Below are 20,691 nucleotides of genomic sequence, written 5' to 3' on the forward strand. Positions count from 1 at the left end.
TAATTGTAGATTTGGTTTATAAAGATACTTTTTAAAAATGAATATTGAGCAATTACGAGATTTTTGCATTACCAAAAAAGGTGTTACAGAACATTTTCCTTTTGATGATGTTACTCTGGTTTTTAAAGTGATGAATAAAATGTTTGCATTATCTGGTTTAGATAGATGGGAAAGAGGAGAAGAGAGTATCAACTTAAAATGTGATCCTGAAAAATCGGAAGAATTACGTGGAGAATATGAAGGCATCAATCCTGGTTTTCATATGAGTAAAAAACACTGGAATACAATCACTATAAACACAAGTGATGTTTCAGATGATTTAGTTAGAGAACTTATCAATCATTCTTACGATTTGGTGGTAAGTGGTTTGACTAAAAAAGCACAAAGAGAATTGGAAGAGTTATAGATTTTTGTATTTTAAAGGAGTAATTTTTTTTAGCTCTTTAAATTTCCTGTTGAAATTGGATATATTTTGAAAACCAACCTTATAAGCAATTTCAGCAATAGATATTTCTTCTTTAGTTTGTATCAATTTACACGCATTTTCAATGCGTAGTTCAGTTAAAAAACTAATATAAGTCTTGTTGGTTCTTCTTTTAAAATATTTACAAAAGGCATTTTTTGTCATATTAGCAACGTTAGCAACATCTTTTAAATAAATAGTTTGATGCGCATTTTCAATCGTAAAATCGAATACATTTCGCATCTTTTTTCCCTCCAAATCAGAGTATTGTTTGGTGTAAATAAAATTAGAAAGAGGTTTTGTATTCGCTTTAGAAATCAATTTTAAAATCTCTAAAAACAAAATAAAACGTTCTAATTTTGTAGCATTTTTAAGTTTTTTAAAGATTTCTATAATTTCTTTCTTCTTGTTTTGAACAATCAAACCTTGGTAAGATTTTTTAAAAAATCGGTCGAGCTCAGTAAACTCACTCAACTTAAAAAAATCATCCCCAAAAGAAGTCTCCGTAAAAAAGAGACTTAACATTTTAGAGTTTGTAGCAACATTTTTATCACTCTTAAAAGCATGAGGCAAATTGCTTCCAATAACGAAAATATCATTTTTTTCGTAGCTAAAAATGCTATCACCCATTAGTAAAGTACCATTTCCTTTTTCAATAAAACTTATTTGAATTTCATCATGTTGATGTAATTTATCATAAAAAATAAGTTCTATGTCTTCTTGATAAATCAATGCATTGTTTTCTGGTTTTGGTATTTTAAAAGGATATACTTTCACTTTTTTTAAATGTCAGTTCGAGTGATTTTGAGGTACGAAAAATTGTATCGAGAACTAATTTATAAACTAAAAACACTTTTCATTTACTCAAAAGATTCTTAATTTATATATAATACAAAAATATTCAAAATTAATTATATGTATACAATAATGGATAATATAATATTAAAAATGAATAATTTCCACCTATTTTAAAAGAGTAAGGATTCATAATTTTATATCAAATAAATTAGATTAAAATGAAATGCAATTGGGATGGAGTAATGCCAGCAGTGTTTACATGGCTAAAAGAATCAAAATCTGGTACTTTAGAAATTGATTTTGATGAGACACAAAAACAAGCTGCAGGTATTTTAAAAACTCAAGGAAAGGGTGGAAGCAGCATGAGTGGACTTGTTGGTTCTGGTACTTTGGGTGAGAATAGTTACTTAAGCACCAAACAGCGTCTTTTATTACTTAAATCCCTTTCTGAAGTTGCTCAAGAATACAATGTTCCATTAATAAGTGGAGCTTCAGCAGAAACCAAGGAAGAACTTTCTAAAATCATTGAAGGTCTTGTAAAAGTTGGAGTGAATACAATAATGGTTATGCCACCAAAAACAAAGGCTATTCCTTCTGATAAAGAAATGTATGAGTACTATGCACTTTCTGAAGCAACTGCAAAAGAAGTAGGTGTAACAATTATGCCTTATAACAATCCTGATGCAGCTGGTTATCATGCGCTTTCAACTGACCTTCTTTTAAGGCTTTCTGTTCTGCCTAAAGTAACTGCTCTTAAAATATCGACTATAGATGTATCAATTATTGAAACATTGATATTAGAAAATAAAGATTTAAAAATTTTAGCTGGAGTAGATACAGTAACTGTTCATGCAGGACTTGCAGGTGCATGTGGAGGAATTACAGGTGTTGGTTGTATTTTTCCAAAAGCAAGTGTTACCATGCAGGAATATGTTGTAAATGGAGAATGGAATAAGGCAAATAAAATTTCACAGGCTTTAAATTCTTTATCATATCTAGATGCTCAGCCATTGCTTTTGGAATATCTAAAGTTTGCAATGGGAATTCATCATAATGATGTTGCTGGAGGGCTGCGCACCTTTGGTAAAAAATTAACTCAACAGCAAATTGATGATGTCCATGCAAGATATATTTTGGCAAAAGAGAGACTTAAAGTGCTGGACTTAATAAGTTAATCCATCAAAAAAGTAGCATACAAACTAGTAAATTTGAAAAAAAATATTTTAAAAATAAGTAATAATGATTACAGGAAAAAACTACATAGGCAATCAATTATCAGCCAAAGGAAACAAAACATACAAAACGTTCAATCCAGAATTGAATGAAGAAAACGATACAACTTTTACTGAAGCAACATCAGAAGAAATTCAAGAGGCTGTTAATTTAGCTTCACAAGCTTTTGAGGAATTTAGAATCATTTCAGGAGTAAAAAAAGCCGAATTTCTAAACACAATAGCTGATGAAATTTTAGCATTAGATAACGAATTAATAGAAACTTATTGTTCAGAAACAGGTTTACCAGAAGGAAGAGCAAAAGGAGAAAGAGGTAGAACAATTGGGCAGTTAAGAGGTTTTGCAAATTTAGTTGCAGAAGGTTCTTGGGTAGAAGCAACCATAGATTTTGCACAGCCAGAAAGAGAACCACAACCAAAATCAGATATCAGAAAAATGCTAATTCCATTAGGACCAGTTGTGGTTTTTGGAGCAAGTAATTTTCCTTTAGCGTATTCTACAGCAGGTGGAGATACAGCAGCAGCTTTAGCTTCAGGTTGTCCTGTAATTGTAAAATCGCACCCTATGCATTCAGGTACAGGAGAATTGGTAGCATCAGCAATAGTAAAAGCAGCCGAAAAAACAGGAATGCCAAATGGCGTTTTTTCTAATTTAAATTCAAGCGGTATCGAAGTTGGGCAACAATTAGTTTCTAATCAAAAAGTAAAAGCAGTTGGTTTTACAGGAAGTATAAAAGGAGGTAGAGCTTTATTAGATTTAGCTGCGAAAAGAGAAGAACCAATTCCTGTATTTGCAGAAATGGGAAGTATAAATCCTGTGGTTATTTTACCAAAAGCGCTAGAAAACAGACATCAAGAAATTGCAAAAACCTATGCAAGTTCTATCACTTTAGGTACAGGTCAGTTTTGTACAAATCCAGGTTTATTATTAGGAATTAAAAGTGATGATTTAACCAGTTTCATCAATAATTTATCTGATGAAATTGAGAAGATAAGTCCATCTTGTATGTTGCATCCCAACATCAAAAAAGGATATGAAAAAAACAAAGAAAAAGTAGTTGCTCAAGACAATGTTTCTGTGGAAGCAAATTACACTTCAGACGTACATAAAAATTACGCACAACAAGCAGTTGTTACTGTTGGTGGAAAAGATTTTCTAGAGAATTCAACCTTACATTTAGAAGTTTTTGGACCATTTTCTATGGTAGTACAATGTGAAAATGAAGAAGAATTACAAACCGTAATTTCTAATTTAGAAGGGCAATTAACAGGAACTATAATTTCTGATGATAATGAAATTAGCAGTTATCAATCTATAATTGCTGCACTACAAAATAGAGTAGGAAGAATTATTTTTAACGGAGTTCCAACAGGAGTAGAAGTTTGCGAATCTATGGTTCACGGAGGTCCTTATCCAGCATCCACAGATAGTAGATTTACAGCAGTTGGTGTCAATTCTATAAAACGTTGGGTACGCCCTTTTAGTTATCAAGATTGGCCAAATTCTTTACTGCCACAAGAATTACAAAACGAAAATCCTTTAGATATTTTTAGAACTATTGATGGAATAAGAACAAAAGATGAAATCTAAAAAATGAATAAACATACATTTGTTTGTATTGATGCACATACGTGTGGTAATCCAGTAAGAGTCATTAAAAAAGGTGGCCCAGAATTGACTGGAAAAACCATGAATGAAAAACGTTTACATTTCTTAAAAGAATACGATTGGATCAGAAAAGGTTTGATGTTTGAACCTAGAGGTCATGATATGATGAGTGGTTCAATTTTATATCCACCTCACAATTCAGAGAATGATTTTGCCATTTTATTTCTAGAAACTTCGGGTTGTTTACCTATGTGTGGACATGGAACAATTGGTACAATTACGATTGCTATCGAAGAAGGTTTAGTGCAACCAAAAGTATCAGGAAAAATAAAAATGGAAGCACCTGCAGGTTTAGTTGAAATAGAATATTCTGAAAAAAATAATAAAGTAGAATGGGTAAAATTGACTAACGTAAAAAGCTATTTAGCAGCAGAAAACTTAAAAGTAAATTGCCCTGAATTAGGTGAACTTACTTTTGATATTGCTTATGGAGGAAATTTTTATGCAATTGTAGATCCACAGAAAAATTTTAGTGGAATTCAAGATTTTACAGCAGCAAAAATCATTCAATATTCACAGATTATTAGAGAAAGAATTAATGAGAAATATCCAAACAAATTTGTGCATCCAGAAAATGAATCGATTAAAAACATAACCCATTTGTTGTGGACAGGAGATACTATTCATTCAAATTCAGATGGTAGAAATGCCGTTTTTTATGGAGATAAAGCTATTGATAGAAGTCCTTGTGGAACAGGAACATCAGCAAGATTGGCACAATTATACGCAAAAGGTAAACTAAAAGTTGGACAAGAATTTATTCATGAAAGTTTTATAGGGAGTACTTTTATAGGTAAAGTTGAAAAGGAAACTTTTATTGGAAATCAAAAAGCAATTGTACCAAGTATTAAAGGTTGGGCAAAAATTTTTGGACAAAACACAATAACTATTGATACTGAAGATGATCCTTATGCTTATGGGTTTTCTGTGATTTAAGGATTGGATTCAGAAATAAAAAACAGAGTGTTAGTTCGAGTGATTTTGAGGAACGAAAAATTATATCGAGAACTATTTTAAAATGTAAAATTCTTATTCTTGATACAATTTCTATTCATTTCAATCGTAAAATCCTTTCGAATTGACATAATTTTATCAAAAAAAGAAATATTAAAAAAGTAAACTTTTAAATGGCAAAAAGTGTTATCATCATTGGTGGTGGAATTATAGGGTTATGCTCTGCGTATTATTTACAAAAAGAAGGGCATAAAGTTACAGTTATAGATAAGTCTGATTATTCTTCTGGAGCATCTTATGTAAACGCTGGTTATATTACACCCAGTCATATTATTTCTTTAGCAGCTCCAGGAATGATTAATAAAGGTATTAAATGGATGTTCAATTCTTCAAGTCCTTTTTATGTAAAACCACGATTGAATTACGATTTCTTAAAATGGAGTTTAGCTTTTAAAAGATCGGCCACATCCCAAAAAGTGGAAAAAGCAATTCCTGTTATTAAAGACATTAATTTGTTGAGTAGGGAATTGTATCAAGAAATGAAAAGTTCTCAAGAATTTGATTTTTTTCATCAACACAAAGGTTTATTAATGTGTTATCAAACTGAAAAAGCTGGAGAAGAAGAGTGGAAAGTAGGGCAAAGAGCGATTACAGAAGGCTTAAAAGTTGAAAATTTATCTAAAGAACAAGTACAAAAGTTAGAACCAAACTCAGGTTTAGATGTAAAAGGAGCTGTGTATTATCATTCTGATGCACACATGACTCCCAACAATTTTATGGAGCAATTAAAAGTCTATTTAAAGCAAAATGGAGTCAGTATTTTAGGAAACGAAGAAGTTATTGATGTACATATTTCTGACAATAAAGTAACTTCAATTAAAACCACAAATTTAGCTATAAAATCAGATGAATTTGTAATTGCAACAGGTGCTTGGTCTCAAAATTTTGCTAAAAAACTGGGAATTAAAATTACAATTCAAGCAGGAAAAGGATACAGTATTAACGTGCAAAAAGAGACCAATATTAAGATTCCTGCTATTTTAATGGAAGCAAAAGTAGCTGTAACACCTATGGATGGATTTACACGTTTTGCAGGAACTATGGAAATTGGAGGTATAAATCATAAAATTAATAAAAATAGAGTACAAGCAATTGCAAATGCTGCTGAAAAATACTATCACAATTTAAAAATTGAATCCAAAGAAAAAGAAGCTGCACAATGTGGATTGCGTCCTCTTTCTCCTGATGGATTGCCATATATTGGAAAATCTTCCAAGTGCAAAAACGTAACTTTTGCAACTGGTCATGCAATGATGGGTTGGAGTTTAGGACCAGCAACAGGTAAACTGGTTTCAGAAATTATTTCTGATAAAAAATATTCCTTGAATATGTACCCTTTTGCAGTCGATCGTTTTTCTTAATTTTGAATTGATGCTAAAATCAGAATTAAGAAAAATTTACAAACAAAAGCGAAACGATTTAACTTTTGAAGAAATTCAAAAGTTGCAAGAAAATATCTACCAACAAATCTATGATTTGGATATTTCTCAAATCAAAACAGTTCATTTGTTCTTGACGTTAGAAAAGTTTAAAGAAATCGATACACAACCTATTATCGATTATTTTAGAAGTCAAAACAAAAGAATTGTAGTTTCAAAAAGCGATTTTTCAAAAAATACATTAACCCATTTTTATTTAGGAAAGGACACAGAAATAGCACTCAACAAATACGGAATTCCAGAACCTAAAAACGCCAAAAAAGCTTTAGAAAAAGCTTTAGATTTGGTTTTTGTACCACTTTTAATTTCTGATGAAAAACACTACAGAGTAGGTTATGGAAAAGGTTTTTACGATCGATTTTTAGCCAACTGTAGAAAAGATTGCAAAAAAATAGGTTTAAATTTCTTTAAACCTATTTCAAAAATTTCTGATATTAATGAATTTGATGTTGCTTTGGATGATGTGATTTATCCAAGTTTATTATTAAGTAAGCTGTCATTCCCAACTTGATTGGGAATCTATTTTAATTGTTTGGATAATTCTTAATATGGATAACCTTTTTCAAGGGAATGACATATTACCTACTAATGACAACTACAATTTGGAGTTAAAAAACTATTTGTTTTTAAATTTACAGGCACTCCTTGATTGTAACCATCCATTTCAAAATAGAACTTACTTCTTTTTTTATCGTAATTTCCAATTTCATTCATTGTGTCTACATCATATAAACGTCCGTTAATCATTGTATAAATTACCGAATTTGAGTTTTTTATGTTTTCTAAAGGATTTTTATCCAAGATAATTAAATCTGCTAATTTCCCTTTTTCTAAAGAACCAATTTCATCAGCTGCACCAATATAATCTGCTCCATTTATGGTAGCAGCCTTTAAAGTTTCGTGATTGGATAAACCACCTTGTTGCAACATCCACAATTCCCAATGTGCGCCTAAACCTTGCAATTGTCCATGAGCACCTAAATTCACTTTTACACCTTCTTTGGCTAATGCTGTCACAGTTTCAGAAGTTAAAATATGGCCGTTTTTATATTCTTCTTCAGGCACCATGGTTCTGTGTCTAGAACGTGTATCAACCACATATCTTGGTGTGTATTTTAGTAAAGTTTTGTTTTCCCAAACATTCATTTTTTGATACCATTCAAACTCGCCATTCATTCCTCCATAATTTACAATAAGCGTAGGAGTATAACCAGTTTTACTGTTTTTCCAAAGTGATAACACATCTTTATAAACAGGATTTACAGGAATATTATGCTCAATTCCTGTATGTCCATCAAAAATCATAGACATATTTGAGTAGAAATTAGAACCACCTTCTGGCACTACATTTACACTCAATTCTCTTGCAGCTTGCATAATTTGTTGACGCTGTTCTCTTCTAGGTTGATTGTAACTTTTAATCGACTTTGCCCCAAAAGCTTTTGTTCTTGCAATTGCAAAACGTGCATCATCTAAATTGTTTACAACCGCTTTAAAATCGCCTTCTGCACCATATAAAATAAATCCTGTAGAAAACATTCTTGGGCCTACTAAATGCCCACTTCTTTGCAATTCTTCTAGGGTAAATGCTGCTGCTGTATGAACTGAAGGATCATGAGAGGTAGTAACTCCAAAAGCTAAATTTGCATAAAACTGCCAGTGTTTTTGCGTACTTAAACCACTTCTGAAAGCACCAACATGTGCATGAACATCAACCAAACCAGGCATAATAGTTTTGCCATTCATTTTATAGACTTTGGCATTAGATGGAATAGTAATATCTCTGGTTCTTCCAATTTTTTCAATCTTATTTTTGTTGATGACAATAGTACCATCTTCAATTACTTCATTGCCTTTCATGGTAATAATCCTTGCATTTTTAAAAGCAATTCTACCTTCAGGAATATCAGATTTTGTTTTTAGATTAATTTTAATTCCAGCTGTTTCTTCTTTCGCTAAATTCGTTTTAGCAAAAGGATCTGTAGTATTATTTACAATTGATTTAGAGTGATATTCATCTCCTAAAGTCCAATGTACTTTTTGGTTGTTTGCAGCCCAATGTAAATTGATTCCTGCATTTTTAGACAAACTTTCAACTTTAAAAGATTTTGTGTTTTGGTCTAAATTGATTTCACTTCCATTCATTACAAATGGCGCTACAAATAGTTTGTGTAAGTGAATAAATGCTATGAATTTATTGTCATTACTAGGCACTAATCGATTCGCTAATTTAGATGAAAAATGACTGCGTTCTTCCTTTCCATTTAAATCGACACTTTTCAGTTTTTTAGTTAAACCACCAAAAAACGAACCTCCTGTTTGAAAGAAAATACGAGAATCATCAGCAGAAAAAGTTGGGAATTCTCCAGTTTTAGAAACTCTTTTTGCGTTTGTTCCATCAGCGTTAGCTAAATAAATTCCAGTTTTTTTGGTGTAATCAAAACCTTGGTCTCCATTACCAGATTCTTTTCTGTAGACAATTTTTGAATCATCACTATTAAAAGTAGGAGTTCTATAAATTCCTTTTTCTTTGGTGATTTTTGTCAAACCAGTTCCATCTAAATTTACCTTATAAATCGCACCTAAATTTTCATCATTCCAAGTAACAAATATGAGAGATTTTCCATCCGAAGAAAAACTAGGTTCAGCTTCAAAATCTGATAATGTTGTAATTCTTTGAGGAGTGCCATTAGGCAATTTTTTCTTATAAATATGTCCTAAAGATGTAAAAATGATTGTGGAATCGTTAGGGGAAGTTTGCGCATTTTTAATCATTTTAGACGTAAATGTTTCCTCAAAAACTTTACGTTTTACACGATGGGTTTTTGCTAATTTGATTTCTTGATTTATTTGAAAAGGAATATTTTGAATTTGCTTTGTATCAACATTAATTCTATTGATTTTTCCTTGCGCCCAAATAATAATGTCTTTGCTGTCTGGCATCCAAGCAAAATGAGGATACACTCCAAAAACAGCCCAAGCTTCACTTTGGTCTTTGCTTAAGTTCTCATAAATGGGATATTCTTTCCCAGTTTCTAACTCGTGAATGTATAAAACCGATTTTGTTCTTACACGTTTTACAAATGCCAATAATTTACCATCTCTAGAAATTACAGGTCTTGCAGCTCCTCCTGGACCACCAGTAATTCGTTCTGTTTTTCCAGTTTCAAAATTATATTGATTGATGACATAAATTTGTTTGTTTGGGTCTTTATTATATTGAAAAAATCCTCCTGGATACATATCTTCTGCATAATACAAATACTTTCCATCAGCAGAAATTGAAGGATCATTTACATCTTGTTGATCATTTTTTCTTTTGGTTAATCGCAAACCAGCAGCTCCAGAAAGTGGATATTGCCACATTTCTCCTGCACCAACAGATCTTTGTGAAGTATAATGTTTTCTTGCTACTAAAGATTTTCCATCTGGTGTCCAAACAGCATTGTTTAACAATCTCATTTTTTCTTTAGTGATGGATTTAGCATTTTTTCCATCAGCAGTCATCACCCAAATATTATTACCACCTTCAGCATCACTGGTAAAAGAAATATATTTTCCATTTGGGCTAAACCTAGGTTGCACTTCATAAGCCAGACCTGAACGTAAAACAGTAGTTGTTCCACCAGAAATAGACATTTTGTAAATATTACCTAACAAATCAAAAACGATGGTTTTTCCATCAGGAGAAACATCTAAATTCATCCAAGTTCCTTCATCTGTATTCAATTGAAATGAGTTGTATAACCAAGTTTCATGAGGTTTATTGACATCCCATTTTTTTGGTTTTTCTTTTTTTTCTTGTGAGTTGATTTGTATTGAAATAAAGAATATAAATAGTACAACTAGTTTTTTAGACATCATGTATTTTATTGAGAATTATATGTTATAAATGTAAGATTTTCTTTTGACACGTATTATATAGATTTTCACAGATAAGAGAATTTCTTATTTGGCTACTATATAATCCGTGTAAATTAGTGAAATCTTTGTCTAATATTTTTAGGATAAAGAAAGCTTAAATAACAAATTAGGATTAGGACAAATCATTTTCCAAAAATCGATTTCACTTTCTAAAACAACTCCAGGAAAATCATTTTTATAATCTAATAAAGACAACATTATTTGAAAATGTAAATGCGGAACCCATTCTCCATTTTCTTCATAATTTCCTAAAACACCTATTTGTTCTTTTTTATTGATTTTATTTCCAACCACATATTTTTCAATACTTTTTTCTGATAAATGACCATATAGAGTATAAAAAGTAATATTATTTTCTTGATGTCTTAAAATGACGAAACCACCATAACCTTTTAATTCTTTTTGATGAATAGCACAAATAATTTCGCCATCAAAAATTGCATGTATTGGTGTGTTTTCTGGGAGCCAGAAATCTAATCCTAAATGTATATTTCTTTTTTCTGTTGATATTTCTGAATGGTATAAATCAGAAGTATATAAAGCACGTTTTTCTAAATAACCTCCAGAAATAATTTTAGTGGGATTTTTCTTTTGAATTTTATGCAATTGTTTACTGAAAAAATGAGGATTATTAAATTCAGCTTCAGTTCTTACAGTGGTATTATTAATACTCAAATCAATTGGATAAATGTCTTTTCTTTGAATTGTTGGGAATAAATCAACCAAAGAAAAATTTTGATTTGTAGCCCAAGTTTTAAATTTATTGAAATGTGTCTTTTTATCCATATTCAAAAATAAAATAATTGAATTGGAATTTAATAGGAAAATCTTAAATTAAATTTTCTGTCATTTCGAATAGAAACGAAGTGTAACTGAAAATCTTATTTTAAGAGTTGTAAAGTAGGTTTCTACAAAAAGTTGAAAAGGTATTCATCTTTAAATAATTCTTATAAATTTTATTCGCGAATACTTGGTGATTATTTTAAATCAATATTAGAGTCAACACTTTTTATTATTTGTAGTTTTGTGTAAAAGCATTAAAAATGATAGTACAAGGAAAAATTGTTGATATACAAAATAAAAGAATTTTTAAAGGAGAAGTTGTTGTAGAAAATGATAAAATTCTAGAAGTTAGAGAAGCAAATCATACAATAGAAAACTATATTTTACCTGGTTTTGTAGATGCACATATTCACATAGAAAGTTCAATGTTGATGCCATCAGAATTTGCTAAAATTGCAGTAATTCACGGAACTGTAGCAACTATTTCTGATCCTCATGAAATAGCCAATGTTTTAGGTGTAAAAGGTGTCGATTTTATGATTGAAAATGGAAAGAAAGTTCCATTAAAATTCAATTTTGGTGCACCAAGTTGTGTGCCAGCAACTTCTTTTGAAAGTGCAGGAGCAATTATTGATGCTGAAGATATTAAGTTGATGATGGAAAATCCAGATATTAAATATCTAGCAGAAATGATGAATTATCCAGGTGTTTTGTTTGATGATGAAGAGGTTTTAAAAAAGATTCAGCATGCTAAAAATAATAACAAGCCCATAGATGGTCATGCTCCAGGTTTAATAGGTGATGATATTACCAAATATATTTCAGCAGGAATTTCTACAGATCATGAATGTTTTACCTATGATGAAGCTTTAGAAAAATTACAAAAAGGAATGAAAGTAATTATCAGAGAAGGTTCTGCTGCAAAAAACTTTGAAGCTTTAATTGATTTATTGTCAGAACATTTTGAAAATATGATGTTTTGTTCTGATGACAAACACCCAGATGATTTGTTGTTAGGTCATATTAACCAGTTATGTGAAAGAGCAGTCGCTAAAGGAATTGATGTTTTTAAAGTGTTGCAAGCAGCTTGTGTAAATCCTGTTAAACATTATAATCTGGAAGTGGGTTTATTACAAAAAGAAGATTTTGCTGATTTTATAGTTGTTGATAATTTAAAGAAATTCAACGTTTTGGAAACCTATATTAATGGAGAATTGGTTGCAAAAAATGGAAAGAGTTTTGTAAAATCAGTTGATTTTGAAGTGCTAAATAATTTTAATACTAATAAAAAGAAGATTTCAGATTTTGAATTTTATTCATCATCAGAAAAAATAAATGTAATTGAGGTTTTAGATGGAGAATTAGTAACCAATAAAATTGAAGCAGATTCTTTAATAGTTGATGGTAATTTAGTTTCTAATACAGAAACAGATGTTTTAAAAATGACAGTTGTAAACCGTTATCAAAATAGTGAACCTGCTATTGCATTCATCAAAAATTTTGGATTAAAAGAAGGTGCAATAGCAAGTTCAGTTGGTCATGATTCTCATAATATTATTGCTGTTGGTATTTCTGATGAAATGATTTGTAAAGCAGTTAATTTAATCATCGAAAATAGAGGAGGAGTTTGTGCAGTAAATGCATCCAAAGAAAAAATTGTGCCTTTACCAGTAGCAGGAATTATGTCTGATAAACCAGCCAAAGAAATTGGGAAAGCTTATGCTGAATTAGATAAAATGGCAAAAGAAATGGGTAGCACTTTAAAAGCACCTTATATGAGTTTGTCTTTTATGGCACTATTAGTAATTCCATCTTTAAAACTCTCTGATAAAGGTTTATTTGATGGAAATTCATTTAAATTTACTTCTTTAGAGATAAAGTAGTTTTAGTTTTAAAAGTTAATTGAAAATAAAAAAAACTCCAAAAACACAATGCTTTTGGAGTTTTTATATATTCAAAATCTCACTATATTATAAGTCAGCTGATTTTACTGTTTTAATAATTCTACCAGCAATTTTATAAGGATCACCATTAGAAGCTGGTCTTCTATCTTCTAGCCAACCTTTCCAACCTTTCTCTACAGTAATAATTGGAATACGAATAGAAGCTCCTCTATCTGAAACCCCATAAGAGAAATCATTAATAGAAGCAGTTTCATGGTCACCAGTTAAACGTTGGTCATTAAATTCACCATAAACAGCAATATGCTCTTTTACAACAGGTCTAAAAGCTTCACATATTTTCTCATAAACTTCTTGAGAACCACAAGTTCTTAAGGTTGTGTTAGAGAAATTAGCGTGCATACCAGATCCATTCCAATCCATATCTTTACCTAATGGTTTTGGATGATAATCAATATAGTAACCATATTGCTCTGTTAATCTATCTAGTAAATAACGTGCAATCCAAATTTCATCTCCTGCTTGTTTTGCTCCTTTTGCAAACAATTGAAATTCCCACTGTCCAGAAGCAACTTCTTGATTTATCCCTTCAAAATTTAAACCAGCATCAATACATAAATCAGCGTGCTTCTCAACTAACAATCTACCATGAGTATTTTTACCACCAACAGAACAGTAATACATACCTTGTGGAGCAGGATAACCACCAATAGGGAAACCTAAAGGTAATTGAGTTTTAGTATCCATAATAAAATATTCTTGCTCAAAACCAAACCAAAAATCATTGTCTTCATCTTCTATAGTAGCTCTACCATTAGAAACGTGTGGAGTTCCGTCTGCGTTTAAAACTTCTGTCATTACTAAATAACCGTTTATTCTTGCAGGATCTGGATAGATAGCAACTGGTTTTAGTAAGCAGTCAGAAGAACCTCCTGAAGCTTGTTTAGTAGATGAACCATCAAAAGACCACATCCCTAGCTCTTCTATCGTTCCTTGGAAGTTTTCATGCTCTTCTACTTTAGTCTTGCTTCTCATGTTTTGAGTTGGAAAATATCCATCCAACCAAATGTATTCTAATTTAATTTTTGCCATAATAAATAATTATTGTGATGTTAATTACGCAAAAATCAAATATTTTAGTTACATATCAAAAAAATGAGGGGTTAAAATTTAATAATCAAACAAAAATAATTTTATCCCTAATTTTTATAGGGTATATTTGTTGAAAAAATAAAAAATCAATCAAAAATTCATTATTATGGCAACAATTAGATTTGAAGCTTTAAAGGAAACATTGCAAAGAGAACCTATAAAGGTTAAAGAAAATGTAAAAAGATCGTCTCTTTTTGGGCAACATGTTTTTAATAAACACGCTATGCAGCAGTATTTAACAAGAGCTGCTTACGAAAGTGTAATGAATGCTATTGAAAAAGGAACCAAAATTGATCGCAAAATAGCGGATCAAGTTGCAGTAAGTATGAAAGATTGGGCAATTTCTAAAGGAGCAACTCATTATACACATTGGTTTCAGCCACTTACAGGAGCAACAGCAGAAAAACATGATGCTTTTTTTGAATCTATAAATGGTAGTTTAGCAATGGAAAAATTTGATGGTGAGCAACTTGTACAACAAGAGCCAGATGCTTCAAGTTTTCCTAATGGGGGCATTAGAAATACTTTTGAGGCCAGAGGTTATACTGCTTGGGATCCAACATCACCTGCTTTTGTATATGATACTACTTTGTGTATTCCAACAATTTTTGTGGCTTATACAGGTGAAGCTTTAGATAATAAAACACCATTGTTAAGAGCTTTACAGGCTATAGATACTCATGCAACAGCTATTTGTAAATATTTTGATAAAAATGTATCTAAAGTAAATGCTACTTTGGGTTGGGAGCAAGAGTATTTTTTAATTGATGATGCATTAGCTACCTCAAGACCAGATATTTTAATAACGGGTAGAACTTTACTAGGACACATCCCTGCAAAAGGGCAACAATTAGATGATCATTATTTTGGTAGCATCCCAACAAGAGCCATGGGTTTTATGCAAGATTTAGAGCAAGAATGTATGTTGTTAGGTATTCCGTTAAAAACTAGGCATAATGAAGTAGCTCCAAATCAATTTGAATTAGCACCAATTTTTGAAGAAGCAAATTTAGCAGTTGATCATAATTCTTTATTGATGGATATTATGGGTAAAGTTGCTAGAAAGCATCGTTTTAAAGTTCTTTTTCACGAGAAACCTTTTGCCTCTATTAACGGTTCTGGGAAGCATAATAATTGGTCATTATCAACTGCAGACGGAACCAATTTGTTGAGTCCAGGTAAAACACCGATGAAAAATTTACAATTCTTAACTTTTTTCGTGAATACCATTAAAGCTGTTCATAGATATGAAGAATTGTTAAGAGCATCAATAGCATCAGCCAGCAACAATCATAGATTAGGTGCAAATGAAGCTCCACCTGCAATAATATCTGTATTTATTGGTAGCCAACTTTCTAAAGTATTAGATGAACTAGAAAACGTAACAAAAGGAAAACTTTCTCCACAAGAGAAAACAGATTTAAAATTGAATATTATTGGTAAGATTCCAGAGATTTTACTTGATAATACCGATAGAAATAGAACATCTCCTTTTGCATTTACAGGGAATAAGTTCGAATTTAGAGCTGTTGGTTCTTGGGCAAACTGTGCGATACCAATGACAGTTTTGAATACAATTGTTGCCAAGCAATTAAAAGAATTTAAAATAGAGGTAGATACTTTAGTAGATAATAAAAATCTAAAAAAAGATGAAGCTATCTTTAACGTATTAAGAGAATATATTAAAGATTCTAAAAAAATACGTTTTGAAGGAGATGGTTATGGAGAGGCTTGGGAAAAGGAAGCAAAAAAACGTGGCTTGAGTAATAATAAAACCACACCAGAAGCTTTAAAAGTGAAGATTGCTAAAGGCACTGTTGCTTTATTCGAAGAAATGAACGTGCTGAATAAAGTTGAACTAGAAGCACGTTATGAAATTGATTTAGAAGAGTATACAAAACGAATTCAAATAGAGAGTAGAGTTTTAGGTGATATAGCAAGAAATCATATTGTACCAACAGCAATTAATTATCAAAATACATTGTTAGAAAACACCAAGAACTTAAAAGAAATTTTTGGAGACGATTTTAAAAACATTGCAAGAGAGCAAATTGAATTGATTATGGTAATTTCTAATCATATTACAGAAATAAATGCATTGACTTTAAAAATGATAGATGAACGTAGAAAAGCTAATAAATACTCTGGCATAAAATCTGCGGAAGCTTACTGCAAAAAGGTAAAACCATTTTTTGAAGAAATTAGATACCACTGTGATAAATTAGAAACTATGGTTGATGATAATTTGTGGCCATTAACTAAATACAGAGAGTTATTGTTTACAAGATAAAATAAAACATCCTACTTTTCAATAGGATTTTTTTTGTAAAAGATTAAATTTGCAACTCAATACAACAATATGAGTCAAGAGGTTTCTAAACGTTATGCACAAAGAGGAGTTTCAGCATCAAAAGAAGATGTACACAATGCTATTAAGAACATCGATAAAGGATTATTTCCAAAAGCATTCTGTAAAATTGTGCCAGATTATTTAACAAACGAAGATGATTATTGTTTGATAATGCACGCAGATGGAGCAGGTACAAAATCTTCTTTAGCTTATATGTATTGGAAAGAAACTGGAGATATTTCTGTATGGAAAGGCATTGCACAAGATGCTTTAATTATGAATATTGATGATTTATTATGTGTAGGTGCAACTGATAATATTATGTTATCTTCTACAATTGGACGTAATAAAAGTAAAATTCCAGGTGAAGTTTTATCAGCAATTATAAACGGAACAGAAGAACTGATTGAAGATTTAAAAGGTTTTGGAGTAACGATTCATTCAACAGGAGGCGAAACTGCTGATGTTGGTGATTTGGTAAGAACCATAATTGTAGATTCCACTGTTACTGCACGTATGAAACGTACTAATGTAATTGATAATGCCAATATAAAAGCAGATGATGTAATAGTTGGTTTAGCATCTTTTGGACAAGCAACTTACGAAACTGAATATAATGGAGGAATGGGTTCTAATGGATTAACTTCTGCAAGACACGATGTTTTTCATAAATATTTAGCAGAACAATACCCAGAAAGTTTTGATGCTGCTGTTCCTGAAGAATTAGTGTATTCTGGAAACACAAAATTAACAGACGAAGTAGAAAATTCTCCTATTGATGCTGGTAAATTAGTATTATCTCCAACAAGAACGTATGCACCAATTATTAAAGAAATTTTATCAAAATTTAATGCTGATAAGGTTCATGGAATGATTCATTGTTCTGGAGGTGCACAAACGAAAATTTTACACTTTGTAGATAATTTACATATTGTAAAAGATAATCTATTTCCAATTCCACCTTTATTTAAATTGATACAAGAACAATCTAAAACAGATTGGAAAGAAATGTATCAAGTTTTTAATTGCGGTCACAGAATGGAAATTTACGTTTCTCCAGAAATTGCAGAAGACATAATTTCGATTTCAAAATCTTATAATGTGGATGCTAAAATTGTGGGTAGAGTTGAAGCTTCTGATAAAAAGAAACTGACTATTAAAAGTAAGTTTGGTGTTTTTGAGTATTAATTACAAGGATTTATTCTTCTATTGGAATAGTTAACAGCTTCTTGTTCAAAATAATTACACTTGCCAGAATCTGCAATCTTGTAAGCCATCCAGAATAGTGGTCCATTTAAATCAAAATAAATATACTTTGACATTTTTTTATAAAACCTTGAATTATTTTTCCACTTACTATCTAATTTAGAAACAAAAGAATTTCCCACTACTTTTCTATCATATTGCTGAATATGTGCAATTTCTTCTGCAAAAATATCGTAAAATGCATCACCAGTAATATCTGATCTCATTCCTACAGAACTTACTTGGCCTGTTGCTCTTCCTGAACCAAGTGAGTTTTCAAACCTTCCATCAGATTCAAAGAAAAGTACACCAGATTTTAGAGATTTTCCCAAATCAAAACGATTTCCACTACCAACTACAGCAATTCCATATAGAGAAGAAGTAAATAATCTAGCACTAAATTTTTTCTGATAAGGGTAATACTCTAATCTGCTTATAAAAAGGTTAAAATGTAATCTTTCAAACATTCTGTCACCATCTGCAGCATTTTGAATTATAGAACTGCCCATAGAATTTACAAATCTTGCAGGCCAAGCATAGGCAATGTTTTTTTGACTATCAATTAAATGAGACATTGATAAACCAATATGTGTAACTGCACCACCAATGGCACCTTTATAAAATCCGTTTAAAAAAGTTTTAAAATTAGTTTTATTATCTTTTTTATTTATTAAACTTCCTACTCCTCCAAATAATCCATTTAAACCAACATTAATTGCTGCAAATTTTGTTCTATCTGATTTAAAGTTATTTGATTGTGTTTGAACTTTTAAAGATAAAAACACAAGTAAAATGAAAATTGATAGATATTTATTTTTTAAATATTTTGAAGTCATTTAATTTGAAATAATAAGTTTTTTAAATATAAAAATTAATTTTAAACATATTCCTTAAAACAAAAATATTTGTTTAATAGCTTAATTAGATTTAGCTAATAGAAAACTTAAACTGATTGAAGAGAAATATAAATTAAGTTTTTGATTCTAGAAGATATTATTTGGATTTCAAAATCTTATAATATAGATGCTAAAATTATTGGTGGCGTTGAAACTTTCTGAAAGCAAAAAACTCACTATTAAAAGTGAATTTGGTTTGTTTGTATTAACAATTTTAAACTTTCGTTATCGTGTTTATATATGGTTTGTTGCGATGTTTATGCAATTAATTAAATAAATAATTACTGACAAAGAAAATCCGCGAGGATTTTCGCAAGTAAGCAGAAAGCCAGCAATAAATTATATATGGTGTTGGCAAATCGTATTTTTATTCAGATTTTTTTATTTTCGAACTGTATTAAAAATTGTTAATAATTTCATTTTCAAAAGTGAATCGTAAATCTCTTTATATTTTAATACAGACCAAACATTTTCCTTTCCATTTCTAAAATCATAACCTGCTATAGAACCTTTAAACTCATATTTGTCATCAAGAAAAGATTGAGAATCGCCTTCATTCGTTAGCCATATTTCCATATCTAAACCGTTTGAAGAAAAAGTAACGTCTTCCATTTTCATAGCATAAAAAATAGCTTCAACAGAGAATGAAGCAATTATCGCATTTTCAGTTAGTGTCAAGAAATTAACTTTTTTATTTCTCGAAATTAGTTCGTTTTCAAGTAATTTATGATATGATTCTTCAAATTCCTTTAAAATTGTAAATTCTCCATTAGAATGATAAATTCCAATTGGTTTTGTGTAGATAAATCCTAAATTTTTATCTAAACAAATAATCTCAAAATTAATATTTTCATCAGTCATTTTAATTAAACGAAAATCCATTCCAAATTTTTCAAACGAAGATATATGCCTAATATTTTCGTGAATTTCTTTTGATAAATTAACAGAGTCCTCATTTAAAAATGTAAATACCATTTCTTCTAAATGTGTCATATTTTTCCTTTTTTTTTCAATTTTAAAAGTGTGATTGGTTATGTTTGCCAACTTTAATGATATATCGAGTTTTAATTCGTTATATCAGACGATAACGAAGTTAGTATTTTTTGAATTTAGAAACAAACTGAATTAGTTGTTAGTTTATCAATAATAAGATTTACTCTTTTACAATTTTAAAAGTTTTTATTTCTTCATTCATTTTACTTACTAAAAAGTATAAGCCACTAGCATAATTCGAAATATCAACATTTGTTTCTTGAGATGTTATTCGCGATTCGTAAATCTGTTTGCCTATAATGTTGTAAATCTGAAATTTATAATCTGAAGAAAAATTTGTATTTTTTACATAACTTTTTACAGTTCCATCTCTATTTAAATGAATAATATACAATGCAATATTTGTAGAGTTTGGTGCAGAAACTGCGATGTCTGGAATGTCGTCATTGTTATAATCTTCAATACCAGCTACACCATAACCAAAATAATTTTTTTCTAATAACGTTTCATTAAAACCTCCTGATAAAGCAGATATTTTCTGATTTGCTTTTACAGTTCCATCAGCATTCATAAATAGAATATATGCAGCACCAGCATCTGTTGCAGAATCATCATCAGACCTTGCACCAACAACCAAATCTACAATTCCATCTCCATCAATATCTCCTGCTTTGTCATGATCTCTACTAAACCTGTCTCCAGAATCTAAATCTGCGAAAAATCCTCCTGAACCTTCTTCTATTTTTATAAAACCATCTGGTCCAAATTGTGTGGTTTCTTGTGCAAGAATAAGCTTGGAAATTAAAATTATTGAAAAAAAAGCGTTAGTTTA

16 protein-coding genes are annotated in these 20,691 nt (G+C 30.4%); 9 read left to right on the forward strand and 7 right to left on the reverse strand.

Features of this window, described 5'->3' with window-relative positions; all coding sequences use genetic code 11:
• Positions 1–37 precede the first annotated feature (37 nt).
• Positions 38–406: an MmcQ/YjbR family DNA-binding protein gene (locus BTO18_RS15840; RefSeq protein WP_105017165.1), complete on the forward strand. Its 369-nt coding sequence runs from the start codon at positions 38–40 to the stop codon at positions 404–406.
• Here the strand turns inward: BTO18_RS15840 and BTO18_RS15845 are convergent.
• A complete protein-coding gene (locus BTO18_RS15845; RefSeq protein WP_105017166.1) occupies positions 401–1,240 on the reverse strand; it encodes an AraC family transcriptional regulator in 840 nt (279 codons plus the stop codon). The genes BTO18_RS15840 and BTO18_RS15845 overlap by 6 nt on opposite strands.
• A 239-nt stretch (positions 1,241–1,479) precedes the next feature.
• Between BTO18_RS15845 and BTO18_RS15850 the strand changes: the two genes are divergently transcribed.
• From BTO18_RS15850 to BTO18_RS15870, 5 genes are all read left to right on the forward strand, one after another.
• Positions 1,480–2,436: a dihydrodipicolinate synthase family protein gene (locus tag BTO18_RS15850; protein ID WP_105017167.1), complete on the forward strand. Its 957-nt coding sequence runs from the start codon at positions 1,480–1,482 to the stop codon at positions 2,434–2,436.
• Between the two features lie 64 nt (positions 2,437–2,500).
• Positions 2,501–4,084, forward strand: coding sequence for an aldehyde dehydrogenase (NADP(+)) (locus BTO18_RS15855; protein ID WP_105017168.1), 1,584 nt, complete (start codon positions 2,501–2,503; stop codon positions 4,082–4,084).
• A 3-nt stretch (positions 4,085–4,087) separates the two neighbouring features.
• Positions 4,088–5,098, forward strand: coding sequence for a 4-hydroxyproline epimerase (locus BTO18_RS15860; RefSeq protein ID WP_105017169.1), 1,011 nt, complete (start codon positions 4,088–4,090; stop codon positions 5,096–5,098).
• A 191-nt stretch (positions 5,099–5,289) separates the two neighbouring features.
• Complete coding sequence (locus BTO18_RS15865; RefSeq protein ID WP_105017170.1) at positions 5,290–6,537, forward strand: NAD(P)/FAD-dependent oxidoreductase; 1,248 nt, start codon at positions 5,290–5,292, stop codon at positions 6,535–6,537.
• Positions 6,538–6,547: 10 nt separating this feature from the next.
• Positions 6,548–7,126 (forward strand): 5-formyltetrahydrofolate cyclo-ligase, encoded by a 579-nt coding sequence (locus BTO18_RS15870; RefSeq protein WP_105017171.1) that lies wholly within the window; start codon positions 6,548–6,550, stop codon positions 7,124–7,126.
• A gap of 74 nt (positions 7,127–7,200) precedes the next feature.
• Here BTO18_RS15870 and BTO18_RS15875 read toward each other — a convergent pair whose 3' ends face one another.
• Positions 7,201–10,479 (reverse strand): amidohydrolase family protein, encoded by a 3,279-nt coding sequence (locus BTO18_RS15875; protein WP_170063295.1) that lies wholly within the window; start codon positions 10,477–10,479, stop codon positions 7,201–7,203.
• Positions 10,480–10,617: 138 nt separating this feature from the next.
• Positions 10,618–11,325 carry a peptidoglycan DD-metalloendopeptidase family protein gene (locus BTO18_RS15880; protein ID WP_105017173.1) on the reverse strand — a complete coding sequence of 236 codons (708 nt, stop codon included), beginning with the start codon at positions 11,323–11,325 and terminating at the stop codon, positions 10,618–10,620.
• Positions 11,326–11,582: 257 nt separating this feature from the next.
• Here BTO18_RS15880 and ade point away from each other — a divergent pair, with 257 nt between their 5' ends.
• Entirely contained in the window at positions 11,583–13,205 is a 1,623-nt protein-coding gene (gene ade / locus BTO18_RS15885; RefSeq protein WP_105017174.1) for an adenine deaminase, read from the forward strand.
• 87 nt (positions 13,206–13,292) lie between these two features.
• Here the strand turns inward: ade and BTO18_RS15890 are convergent, their stop codons facing one another.
• Positions 13,293–14,315 (reverse strand): glutamine synthetase beta-grasp domain-containing protein, encoded by a 1,023-nt coding sequence (locus BTO18_RS15890; RefSeq protein WP_105017175.1) that lies wholly within the window; start codon positions 14,313–14,315, stop codon positions 13,293–13,295.
• 166 nt (positions 14,316–14,481) lie between these two features.
• On the opposite strand from BTO18_RS15890, the gene BTO18_RS15895 reads away from it, so the two are divergent.
• A complete protein-coding gene (locus BTO18_RS15895; RefSeq protein ID WP_105017176.1) occupies positions 14,482–16,665 on the forward strand; it encodes a glutamine synthetase III family protein in 2,184 nt (727 codons plus the stop codon).
• A 69-nt stretch (positions 16,666–16,734) separates the two neighbouring features.
• Positions 16,735–17,913 carry an AIR synthase related protein gene (locus BTO18_RS15900; protein WP_105017177.1) on the forward strand — a complete coding sequence of 393 codons (1,179 nt, stop codon included), beginning with the start codon at positions 16,735–16,737 and terminating at the stop codon, positions 17,911–17,913.
• Here the strand turns inward: BTO18_RS15900 and BTO18_RS15905 are convergent.
• From BTO18_RS15905 to BTO18_RS15915, 3 genes are all read right to left on the reverse strand, one after another.
• Positions 17,910–18,806 carry a hypothetical protein gene (locus BTO18_RS15905; protein ID WP_105017178.1) on the reverse strand — a complete coding sequence of 299 codons (897 nt, stop codon included), beginning with the start codon at positions 18,804–18,806 and terminating at the stop codon, positions 17,910–17,912. The two genes, BTO18_RS15900 and BTO18_RS15905, sit on opposite strands and share 4 nt — an antisense overlap.
• A gap of 441 nt (positions 18,807–19,247) precedes the next feature.
• On the reverse strand, positions 19,248–19,859 hold the full coding sequence (locus tag BTO18_RS15910) for a hypothetical protein (RefSeq protein WP_105017179.1): 612 nt from the start codon (positions 19,857–19,859) through the stop codon (positions 19,248–19,250).
• A 160-nt stretch (positions 19,860–20,019) separates the two neighbouring features.
• Positions 20,020–20,670, reverse strand: coding sequence for a T9SS type A sorting domain-containing protein (locus tag BTO18_RS15915; protein WP_317197600.1), 651 nt, complete (start codon positions 20,668–20,670; stop codon positions 20,020–20,022).
• Between the last annotated feature and the right edge of the window lie 21 nt (positions 20,671–20,691).

Origin of the sequence: Polaribacter porphyrae (assembly GCF_002954685.1) — a bacterium.
Classification (GTDB): Bacteria; Bacteroidota; Bacteroidia; order Flavobacteriales; family Flavobacteriaceae; genus Polaribacter; species Polaribacter porphyrae.